Source organism: Roseateles asaccharophilus (assembly GCF_004362405.1).
GTDB classification, from domain to species: domain Bacteria; phylum Pseudomonadota; class Gammaproteobacteria; order Burkholderiales; family Burkholderiaceae_C; genus Kinneretia; species Kinneretia asaccharophila.
This window is the reverse complement of record NZ_SNXE01000012.1, coordinates 81,231-91,910: the sequence shown is the minus strand read 5'-3', so window position 1 is coordinate 91,910 and position 10,680 is coordinate 81,231. Positions and strand designations below refer to the sequence as shown.

Genomic DNA, 10,680 nt, shown 5'->3' with positions numbered 1-10,680 from the left:
CACGAGATTGCACGCCACTATGTCTGCGGCCTGTGCAACCCGCCAGCCCGCGCCGGCAAGGGCCGCGCCGCCGGCGCCATCCAGATGCACTGAGCGCTGCCGCCGTACAAGCCGGATGCGCGCCTGGCTGATCTGGCCCCTGCCCGCCCTGCTGAGCTGGGGTTTGGCCTGGGGCCTTTTTCTTGTGCTGCTGCCCCGCCTGGGCAGCATACCGGCCCTGCTGCTGGCGGCGGCGGCCGGCCTGGGCCTGGGGCTCTTGCAATCCCGGCGCTGGCGCCGGCTGATGGTGGCGGCGGGCTTTCCGCTCTCCCTGCTGGCCAGCGGTCTGGGCGCCACCTTGCCGGCCTGGGCCTGGCTTGTGCCTTTGGGCTTGCTGCTGCTGGCCTATCCCCAAGGCAGCTGGCGCGATGCGCCACTGTTTCCCACACCCGCTGGCGCCCTGGACCGCCTGCCCGCCCTGGCACCCCTGCCGGCGGGCGCGGCGGTGCTGGATGCGGGCTGCGGCCTGGGCCACGGCCTGCGTGCCCTGCGGCGCGCCTATCCGGACGCCAGGCTCAGCGGCATCGAGTGGAGTCCGCTGCTGGCCCGGCTGGCCGCCTGGCGCTGCCCCTGGGCGCGGGTTGAGCGCGGCGATATGTGGGCGCAGGACTGGTCGCCCTATCAGATGGTCTATCTCTTTCAGCGTCCCGAGTCCATGGACCAGGCGCTGGCCAAGGCGCGGGCCGAGCTGCGGCCGGGTGCCTGGCTGGTCAGCATGGACTTCGCGATCGACGGGGTGGCGCCGCATGCGGAGCTGGCCGCAGGTCGGCACCGGGTCTGGGTCTATCGTTGGGGCTGAGGCGGCCGGTCTCGGCAATTGCGCCCTAATCGCCCTGGTCTTGCAAGAATCTGGGCTCTGTCTGCGGCGACATGCTCAAGCCGGATCAGTTGCCGCCGATATGGCTTACAAGATGTCTCGCGGGATGAGGAGGGAAGGGCTGTTTGCGCCGTCCACTGCTCCCCCGCCCCACAACGGAAAGCAGCATGTTTGTCCTGATCGGTTGGGTTCTGGCCCTGGCCTGTATTTTCGGCGTGTACATCGCACACGGCGGCAATATGGGCGTCATCCTCAAGGCGCTGCCCTTCGAGATGACCACCATTTTCGGCGCGGCCATTGGGGGCATGATCGCCACCAACCCGCCCAAGGTGATGAAGGCCACCCTCAAAGGCCTGGGCACCTGCTTCAAGGGTGGCAAGTACACCAAGGCCCGCTATATGGACCTGCTGGCCTTGCTCTACGACATCCTGCAAAAGGCTCGCAAGGAGGGCCTGATGTCCATCGAGAAGGACGTCGAGGATCCGCACAGCTCCCCCCTGTTTCAGAAGTACCCCACCGTGGGCAATGACCACCATGTGGCGGAGTTCATCACCGACTATCTGCGCATGATGGTGTCGGGCAATCTCAATGCCCACGAGATCGAGTCCCTGATGGACGCCGAGATCGACACCCACCACCACGAAGCCTTCATGGCCGTGCAGGCCATCCAACGTCTGGCGGGCGGCCTGCCTGCCTTCGGTATCGTGGCCGCCGTGCTGGGCGTGGTGAACACCATGGGCTCGGTGGGCCAGCCCCCGGCGGTGCTGGGCGGCATGATCGGCTCGGCCCTGGTCGGTACCTTCCTGGGTATTTTGCTGGCTTACGCCTTTGCCGAGCCTCTGGCCGGCCTGCTGGAGTCCAAGGTGGATGAGGACGGCAAGGAGCTGCAGTGCATCAAGACCACCCTGCTGGCTTCCATGCAGGGCTATGCCCCCCAGGTCGCCATCGAATTCGGCCGCAAGGTGCTGTACTCTACGGAGCGGCCCACCTTTGCCGAGCTGGAAGGCCATGTGAAGAAGAAGTGATGAGCCTCTTGTCTGTCTTCGCTGCCCAGGGCGCACCGCTTGAGCCGGTGCGTCAACGCCTGATGGCTGACCGCCCGCAGGAGTGCGCATATGGCCGGTGACGCCAAGAAACTCCAGCCCATCATCATCAAGCGGGTGAAGAAGGGCGGCCATGCGGCCCATGGCGGTGCCTGGAAGATTGCCTACGCCGACTTCGTGACGGCCATGATGGCCTTCTTCCTGCTGATGTGGTTGCTGGGCTCCACCACCGAGGGCGACAAGAAGGGTATTGCCGAGTATTTCTCCTCGCCCCTGAAGGTGGCCATGTTCGGCGGCAGCGGCTCGGGTGATGCGTCGCATGTGATCAAGGGCGGCGGGCAGGATCTAAGTCGCCAGACGGGCCAGGTCAAGGCCGGCGATGTGGAGAGCCAGCGCCATACCGTCAATCTGCGGGCGCTCAAGGAGGAGCAGCGCCGGGCCGAGAAGAGCCGCCTGGAGCAGCTCAAGCAGAAGGTGGAAGATGTGTTGGGTGAGCATCCGCGACTGGCGGCCCTGGGTGGACAGATCCGTCTGGACATGACGCTAGAGGGATTGCGCATCCAGATCGTGGACGAGAACAGCCGTCCCATGTTTGACAGCGGCAGCGCCGTGGTGAAGCCCTATATGCGTGAACTCCTGCGCGAACTCGGCGCGGTCTTGACGGAAGTGCCCAATAGGCTCACTCTGGAGGGCCATACTGATGCCCAAGCGTTCGCGAGTGGTGATCGTGGTTACAGCAACTGGGAGCTTTCGGCCGACCGGGCCAACGCCTCGCGGCGTGAACTGGTGGCCGGTGGTCTGCCCGAGTCCCGCGTCCTGCGGGTTCAGGGTCTGGCCTCCAGCAAGCTCCTGGATGAAAAGCAGCCCGAGAGTCCGCTCAACCGCCGCATCAGCATCATCGTGATGAACCGGGATGCCGTGGATGCGGTGCTGAAGAACCTGCCAGCGGAGGATGAGACCGAAACAGCGGGGAATTCGCCCGCCAAATCGGCCTCAAGCCCCTGAACCCAGCGCCGATAACAAGCTCTAGACCTGCGAGGACCTCATGAGCACTGAAATGAAATTCTTGGTTGTTGACGACTTCTCCACCATGCGCCGCATCGTGCGCGGCCTGCTCAAGGAAATCGGCTACAACAATGTTGAGGAGGCCGAGGACGGCGTCGAGGCCCTCAATATGCTCAAGGGTGCGAAGTTCGACTTCGTGGTGAGCGACATCAATATGCCCAATATGACGGGCTTTGAACTGCTCAAGGCGATCAAGGAAGATCCCAATCTCAAGCATCTCCCGGTGCTCATGGTGACGGCCGAAGCTCGCAAGGAGGACATCGTGCTGGCGGCTCAGACCGGCGCGGCGGGCTACATCGTCAAGCCTTTCACCAAGGCGACGCTGGAAGAGAAGGTCCAGAAGATCATGCAGAAGCTGGCCGCTGCGGCCTGACGAAAGGGCGTGATCATGAAAGCTGAGCAAACTTTCGACACGCTAGGCAGCAGCAGCGAACCTCTGACTGTTTCGCCCGAGGTCTTTCAGCAGCTGGGTACCATCACCCGCGTGCTGCACGACACCATGCAGCAACTGGGCGTCATGCCCAAGCTGCAGGTTGCGACCGACGGCCTGCCCGATGCGCGCAGCCGCCTGACCTATATCGCCAACAAGACCGCCGACGCCGCCAACAAGGTGCTGAACTCGGTGGAGCAGGCCAAGGTCGAGCACGCCCATATCTCCAGCGCCACCAACGAGATGGCCAAGGCCATCATGGCCGATCCGGTCAAGGCCGTGGCCAGCGGCGCGGTCTTCAACTTCGTCAAGGAAGTGGAGGCCTCCACCTCCAAGATCGATCACCATCTGACCGACATCATGATGGCCCAGGACTTCCACGATCTGACCGGCCAGGTGGTGGCCAAGGTCGTGACCCTGGCCAATGATCTGGAGGACAGCCTGGTCAAGCTGCTGGTGCAGGTGGTGCCGCCGGAGCAGCGCGAGAAGGTCGATCCCAACATCCTGCAAGGCCCGGTGGTCAATCCGGAAGGCCGCACCGATGTGGTGAGCAACCAGGGCGAGGTCGACGACCTGCTGGCCTCGCTGGGCTTCTGAGCCCCCGTGAGTCCCCCGCAAACCGCAGCCTAGTCCTCTGCGCAACCCGCCGCTCGGCGGGTTTGTCATTTGTGGGGCCGGATCACGACCGGATTTTCCCGCCTTATCCGGCTTAAGTCGGCGGCCCTGGCGGCCAACAATGGCAGCGCCCCCAGCTGGGCCTGACCTCCGCCATGGCCGACCAAGACGCACAAGACAGGAACTTACCGGCCTCGGCCAAGAAGATCGAAAGATCTCGGGCCGAGGGCCAACTGCCGCGCTCGCGAGATCTCGGCCATTTTGCGGTGATGGCCGCCGGTGGGGCCATGCTGGCCACGCTGAGCCCGACTGCCGTGGACTGGCTGCAGAAGATGCTGGTGAGCAGCCTGCGCTTCGATGCCCAGCAGCTGGCGACTCCCGGCATCATGAGCCAGCGGCTGGCCGAGCAGACGGGTATCGGTCTGGCCATCAGTGCCGGCGTGGGCCTGCTGCTGGCCCTGGTTGCGGTGCTGGCGGCGCTGGCCCTGGGAGGCTGGAACTGGACCTTTAAGCCCCTGGCCCCCAAGTTCTCCAACATCAATCCGCTCACCGGTTTCGGCCGGCTCTTCCAGTGGGCGCAGCTGGGCCAGGCCCTCAAGGCCTGTCTGCTGGCTCTGGTGCTGGGCGCTATCGGCGCCATGGTGCTCAAGGACCGTGTGGCGACCTATGTGGGCATCATGTCCGTGCCGCTTCCGGCCGCGCTGGCCTATGCCGGCCAGCAGCTGATGAGCGGGCTGGCCCTGCTGGGCATTGCCCTGGCTGTGTTCGCCCTGATCGATGTGCCCCTGCAGTACCAGCTCTATATGCGCCGCCTGCGCATGTCGCGCGAGGAGATGAAGCAGGAAGTCAAGGAGGTCGAGGGCAATCTCGAGGTCAAGGCCAAGATCAAGGCCAAGATGCGCGAGATGGCCAAGCGCCGCATGCTGGCCGCCGTGCCCACGGCCGATCTGGTGGTCATGAACCCCACCCACTATGCGGTGGCGCTCAAGTACGAGGAGGGCAAGATGTCCGCGCCCACGGTGGTTGCCAAGGGGGCGGATCTGCTGGCCATGAAGATCCGGGATCTGGCCACCGAGTCCAAGGTGCCGGTGCTGCAGTCGCCCATGCTGGCGCGTGCCCTCTATGCCCACGCCGAGCTGGATCGCGAGATTCCCGCCGCCCTGTTCTCCGCCGTGGCCCAGGTGCTGGCCTATGTCTACCAGCTCAAGGCCTCGCTCTCGCGGCGTGAGGTTCCGCGTCCGCACTTCGTGCCCGATGCCCATGTGCCGCCCGAGCTGGACCCGCACAACAACAAGACCGATGCCGCGGAGGATGAGGCATGAATGTCCTGATCGCCAAGCTGCAGACCCTGCTGGGCCCGCGCGCCGCCGTCCTGGCGGCCCTGGGCGCGCCGATCGGCGTGCTGCTGGTGCTGGCCATGATGGTGCTGCCCCTGCCGCCCTTCGCGCTGGATGTGTTGTTCACCGTGAACATCGCGCTCTCGGTAATGGTGGTGATGGTGGCGGCCAATATGGTCCGGCCCCTGGACTTTGCGGCCTTCCCGACCGTGCTGCTGCTCACGACCCTGCTGCGCCTGTCGCTGAACGTGGCATCGACCCGGGTGGTGCTGTTGGAAGGTCATACCGGCCCGGGTGCGGCCGGCAAGGTGATCGAGGCCTTCGGCCACTTCCTGATCGGTGGCAATTTCGCCGTGGGTCTGATCGTGTTCGCCATCCTGGTGGTGATCAACTTCATCGTGGTCACCAAGGGCGCGGAACGCATCGCCGAGGTCGGCGCCCGCTTCACCCTGGACGCCATGCCCGGCAAGCAGATGGCGGTGGACGCCGATCTGAACGCCGGCCTGATCAATGAGGCCGAGGCCAAGCGCCGCCGCGCCGAGCTCAGCGACGAAGCCGACTTCTTCGGCTCCATGGACGGTGCCAGCAAGTTCGTGCGCGGCGATGCCATCGCCGGCATCCTGATTCTGGTGATCAACATCATCGGCGGCTTCATCATCGGCGTGGCCCAGCATGGGCTCTCCGCCGGTCAGGCCGCCAACACCTATGTGCTGCTGGCCGTGGGTGATGCGCTGGTGGCCCAGGTGCCGGCCCTGCTGATCTCGGTGGCGGCTGCCATGGTGGTCTCGCGCGTGGGCAAGGACAAGAACATCGGGTCCATGATCGGCCACCAGGTCTTTGGCTCCGCCAAGGCCATGGCCATCACGGCCGGTGTGGTGGGCGCCCTGGGTCTGATTCCGGGCATGCCCAATCTGGTCTTCCTGCTGATGGCCGGCGGTCTGGGCTATCTGGCCTGGTGGCTGCGCGAGCGCGAGCAGGCCGAGGCCGCCAAAGCCAAGGCCAAGGCGCAAAGCCCGGCCGCGCCCGGCGCCGCCGAGCCGAATGCCGAAGCGAGCTGGGACGATCTGGTGCCCGTGGACACCCTGGGTCTGGAGGTGGGCTACCGCCTCATCACCCTGGTGGACAAGAACCGCGAGGGCGATCTGCTCAGCCGTATCAAGGGCGTTCGGCGCAAGTTTGCGCAGGAAGTGGGCTTTTTGCCGCCCGCGGTTCATATCCGCGACAACCTGGAGCTGCGCCCCAGCCAGTACCGGCTGACCCTGCGCGGCGCCGTCATCGGCGAGGCCGAGGCCTATCCCGGCATGTGGCTGGCGATCAACCCGGGGCATGCCACCCAGAAGCTTCTCGGCACCCAGACCACCGATCCGGCCTTCGGCCTGCCGGCCGTCTGGATCGAAGACCGCCAGCGCGATATGGCGCAAATGGCGGGATTTACCGTGGTTGATTGTTCGACCGTCATAGCCACCCATCTCTCACACTTGATGCAAGTTCACGCGGCCAAGCTGCTTGGCCGCGTGGAGACCCAGCAGCTGGTGGATCACATCACCAAGCAGGCTCCGCAACTCATCGAAGACGTGATACCCAAGATGGTCGGCATCGCAACACTGCAACGAGTGCTCCAGTTCCTGCTGGAGGAGGGCGTGCACATCCGCGATATGCGCTCCATCGTCGAGTCCGTGGCCGAGAACGCCGCCACCGTCACCGACCCGGCCGAGCTGGCGCGCCGCATCCGCGTGCACATCGCGCCGGCCATCGTTCAGCAGATCTACGGGCCCGTGAAGGAGCTGGATGTGATCGCGCTGGAGCCCGAGCTGGAGCGCCTGGTGACCCAGGCCCTGAATTCCCCCCACGGCGCCGCCCTGGACCCTGGCGTGGCCGACACCCTGGCGCGCAGCGCCGCCGAGCAAAGCCAGGCCCAGGAGGACCGTGGCGTGCCGGCCTGCCTGCTGGTGCCCGATCTGATCCGCGCACCCATGGCCCGCCTGCTGCGCCGTGCCGCCCCGCGCCTGAAGGTGCTGGGCCATAGCGAGATTCCCGAAACCCACACCATCCGCATCGGCTCGGTGATTGGAGGCATGGCATGAACGTCAAGCGCTTTACCGCCCGCAGCAGCCGCGAGGCCCTGGCCCTGGTGCGCCAGGCCTTCGGTGACGATGCCGTCGTGCTCTCCAACCGCCCCTGCGCCGAAGGCGTGGAGGTGCTGGCCATGGCCCCCGAGGGCATGTCCCAGATCGAGAAGGTGGCTGCCAGCGCTCCCAAGTCCCAGGCACCCAGCCGGCTGACGGCCCGCCCCACCGACAACACCCTGGCCGCCCGTGCCGCCCGTCAGGCGCCGGTGAGCTTTGGTGAGGAGGCCGTGCAGGAGGATGTGCAGACCCTGGCCATGAGCACCCTGTCTTTCCAGGACTATGTGCGCGAGCGCATGCTCAAGCGCCGTCAGGCCGAGCTCAGCGGCCGTACCGAGCCCAGCTTCGAGCTGCCGCCGGCCCCGGCCTTTTCGGCCCCCGCCTTCGCGGCCCCGGCTTCGGCGCCGGCCGATTCTCCCGAGGGCGTGGCCTCGCTGCAGGCCGCGCGCCGCCAGCGCGCCCAGGCGGCCCTGGCCGCCATGGCGCCGCGCCGCACCGAAGTGCCGGCCCCGCAGCGCCAGCCCGAGCCGGCCGCGGCCGCCCCGCGCCGCAATCCGCCCGTGCTGCGCGACGAGATCCGCGTTCCCGCCGCCAGCCTGCCCGAACTCGGCGCCGACACCCAGCTCAGCCGCCGCGAGCAACAGGACATGATGAGCGAGCTGCGCTCCATGAAGGGCCTGATCGAGGAGCGCTTCGGCGCCCTGGCCTTCATGGAGAAACTGCAGCGCCAGCCCGCCCAGGCCAAGCTGATCCAGAAGCTGCTGGACGCCGGCTTCTCGCCCGCCCTGGTGCGCAAGCTCGCCGAGGGCCTGCCGGCCGACTTCAAGAGCCAGGCGGCCGATGAATCCAGCTGGGCCGCCCATGTGCTGGCCCGCAATCTGGTCACCGACGAAGGTCCGGCCCTGGAAGACCAGGGGGGCGTGTTCGCCCTGATCGGTTCCACCGGCGTGGGCAAGACCACCACCACGGCCAAGATCGCTGCCGCCTTCGCCACCAAGTACGGTGCCAGCCAGCTGGGCCTGATCACCCTGGATGCCTACCGGGTGGGTGCCCACGAGCAGCTGCGCGCCTATGGCCGCATCCTGGGCGTGCCCGTGCACACCGCGCATGACCGTGCCTCGCTGGACGATCTGCTGGAGCTGCTCTCCGCCAAGAAGATGGTGCTGATCGACACCGCCGGCATGGCCCAGCGTGATACCCGCACGGCCGAGCTGCTGGACATGCTCAAGCACCCCGGCCTGCGCAAGATCCTGGTGCTCAATGCCGCTCAGCAGGGCGAGACCATCGAGGATGTGGCCATGGCCTGGCGCGCCCATGAATGCCAGGGCGTGGTGCTCTCCAAGATCGACGAAGCCGTCAAGCTGGCGCCGGCCCTGGACACCCTGATCCGCCACAAGCTCAAGGTGCTGGGCGTGACCAACGGCCAGCGCGTGCCCGAAGACTGGCACCGCCTCTCCGCTCCGGCCCTGGTCCAGCGCGCCCTGCGCAGCGCGGCCACCCCGGCCTGGCGCGTCGATGCCAGCGATGTGAACCTGATCTTCGCCAGCGGCCCCGCGCTCGCCGCCGGCGCGGCCCAGCCCTCGGCCATGGGCCTGTTCTGAGAACCGCCAGAGAGTAGATCCCATGCGCGACCTCTACCGCCCCCAGCAAGACCAGGCCGACGGCCTGCGCCGTCTGTTCGCGGCCTCGCGACAGCGTTTCATCCCCGTGCTGAGCAATCCGCATGTGGTCAACGGGGGCGTGCTGCTGGAAAGCCTGTGCGCGGCCTTTGCCGAGCTGGGCCTGCACACCCTGGTGGTGGATGCCGGCGAGCTCTCGCCCGCGCCCTCGGAGCTGGCGGTGGTGGATCTGGCCTCTTGCGTGGAGCGTCTCTCGCCCCAGGTGTCCTACCTGGCGGCCCGTGGACTGCCCATGCGCCATGTCAATGCCCATGGCTCGGCCGCCGAGTTTCTGGAAAAGGTGGCCGAAGCTGCCCCGCACGCCGATGTGGTGCTGCTGCACGCCAGCGCCGCCGAGCTGGCCCGTCTGGTGGCCCGCCGCGAGTTGCGCCCGGTGCTGCTCGCCGACACCGACCCGCAAAGCGTCACCCATGCCTATGCCGGCATGAAGTGGCTGGCCCAGCGGGCCGGTCTCATGGTCTACAGCCTGCTCATGGCCTGCCCGCCGCAGCTGCGCCTGGCCGAGCGCATTGCGCAGAAGATCAGCTCCTGCGCCGATGGATTCCTGGGCGCTGTGCTGCGCGACTGGGCTTGCCTGGACCCGCGCCAGCCCGCCAGCGCCCCCATGCCCGCCGAACTGCGTCACCTGGCGCGCGAGCTGCTGCTGGCCGCGCCCCCGGGCGGCCTGCTGGAGCCCGCGGCCGATGTGATGCCGCTGCGCCCCATGATCCGCCCCATGCAGCGCGGCCGCAACGAGCGGGCCGCCACTGTCTGATTCGCTGGAGCCGATGATGTACACCGCCAAAGGTCGCCTCGACAACTCCTCCCTGATCAAGCAGTACAGCCCTCTGGTGCGCCGATTGGCCCATCAGATGATTGCCAAGCTGCCGGCCAATGTCGAAATCGATGATCTGATCCAGGTCGGTCTGATCGGTCTGACCGATGCGCTCTCGCGCTTCGACGTGGGGCAGGGCGTGCAGTTCGAGACCTTTGCCACCCAGCGCATCCGCGGCGCCATGCTCGATGAGCTGCGCGGCGGCGACTGGATGAGCCGCGGCACCCGCCGTCAGCAGCGCGAGATCGAGGCTGCGGTGCACAAGCTGGAGCAAAAGCTCGGCCGTGCCCCCCAGGAGAGCGAGATCGCCGCCCAGATGGGCATCAGCCTGGCCGAGTACCAGGATCTGCTGGGCAAGGTGCGCGGCACCCAGCTCGTGCATCTGGAAGACATGAGCGGGGACGAGGGCGACGAGGACTACCTCGACCGCCATGTGGCCGACGAGGCCAGCAACCCCGCGGCCCTGCTGCAAGACCACCGCATGCGCCAGGCCCTGGTCGAGGCCATCAAGAACCTGCCCGAGCGCGAGCAGTACGTCATGAGCATGTACTACGAGCACGACATGAATCTCAAGGAGATCGCGGCCGTGCTGAAAGTGACCGAATCGCGCGTTTGCCAGCTCCACAGTCAGTCCATTGCAAGGCTGCGCGTTAAGCTGCGTGACTGGTAAACAAGAATAGCGAGCCGCCCCTTTAGCCCGGCGGCCGGAGGGGAC

Annotated in this window: 10 protein-coding genes and 1 pseudogene; all 11 read left to right on the top strand. The window is 66.7% G+C overall.

Annotated elements, in window-relative coordinates; genetic code table 11:
* Nucleotides 1–93: pseudogene (locus DFR39_RS18885) on the top strand (FlhC family transcriptional regulator); the annotation flags it as partial.
* 22 nt (nucleotides 94–115) lie between these two features.
* Nucleotides 116–838 carry a class I SAM-dependent methyltransferase gene (locus DFR39_RS18880; protein WP_133605396.1) on the top strand — a complete coding sequence of 241 codons (723 nt, stop codon included), beginning with the start codon at nucleotides 116–118 and terminating at the stop codon, nucleotides 836–838.
* A gap of 185 nt (nucleotides 839–1,023) precedes the next feature.
* Entirely contained in the window at nucleotides 1,024–1,881 is an 858-nt protein-coding gene (gene motA, locus DFR39_RS18875) for a flagellar motor stator protein MotA (RefSeq protein WP_133605395.1), read from the top strand.
* A 90-nt stretch (nucleotides 1,882–1,971) separates the two neighbouring features.
* Nucleotides 1,972–2,904, top strand: coding sequence for a flagellar motor protein MotB (gene motB / locus DFR39_RS18870; RefSeq protein ID WP_133605394.1), 933 nt, complete (start codon nucleotides 1,972–1,974; stop codon nucleotides 2,902–2,904).
* Nucleotides 2,905–2,944: 40 nt separating this feature from the next.
* Complete coding sequence (cheY, locus tag DFR39_RS18865) at nucleotides 2,945–3,337, top strand: chemotaxis response regulator CheY (RefSeq protein ID WP_133605393.1); 393 nt, start codon at nucleotides 2,945–2,947, stop codon at nucleotides 3,335–3,337.
* Nucleotides 3,338–3,352: 15 nt separating this feature from the next.
* A complete protein-coding gene (locus DFR39_RS18860) occupies nucleotides 3,353–3,991 on the top strand; it encodes a protein phosphatase CheZ (RefSeq protein WP_133605392.1) in 639 nt (212 codons plus the stop codon).
* Nucleotides 3,992–4,164: 173 nt separating this feature from the next.
* The gene (locus DFR39_RS18855) at nucleotides 4,165–5,331 is read left to right on the top strand and encodes an EscU/YscU/HrcU family type III secretion system export apparatus switch protein (RefSeq protein ID WP_133605391.1); all 1,167 of its coding nucleotides are present in this window, start codon (nucleotides 4,165–4,167) and stop codon (nucleotides 5,329–5,331) included.
* Nucleotides 5,328–7,430 (top strand): flagellar biosynthesis protein FlhA, encoded by a 2,103-nt coding sequence (gene flhA, locus DFR39_RS18850; protein WP_133605390.1) that lies wholly within the window; start codon nucleotides 5,328–5,330, stop codon nucleotides 7,428–7,430. Before DFR39_RS18855 ends, flhA begins: the two co-directional genes overlap by 4 nt.
* Nucleotides 7,427–9,073 (top strand): flagellar biosynthesis GTPase FlhF, encoded by a 1,647-nt coding sequence (gene flhF / locus DFR39_RS18845; RefSeq protein ID WP_133605389.1) that lies wholly within the window; start codon nucleotides 7,427–7,429, stop codon nucleotides 9,071–9,073. Before flhA ends, flhF begins: the two co-directional genes overlap by 4 nt.
* Before the next feature lie 22 nt (nucleotides 9,074–9,095).
* On the top strand, nucleotides 9,096–9,905 hold the full coding sequence (locus DFR39_RS18840) for a MinD/ParA family ATP-binding protein (protein WP_133605388.1): 810 nt from the start codon (nucleotides 9,096–9,098) through the stop codon (nucleotides 9,903–9,905).
* 16 nt (nucleotides 9,906–9,921) lie between these two features.
* Nucleotides 9,922–10,635, top strand: coding sequence for an RNA polymerase sigma factor FliA (locus tag DFR39_RS18835; protein ID WP_133605387.1), 714 nt, complete (start codon nucleotides 9,922–9,924; stop codon nucleotides 10,633–10,635).
* The last annotated feature ends 45 nt before the right edge of the window (nucleotides 10,636–10,680 follow it).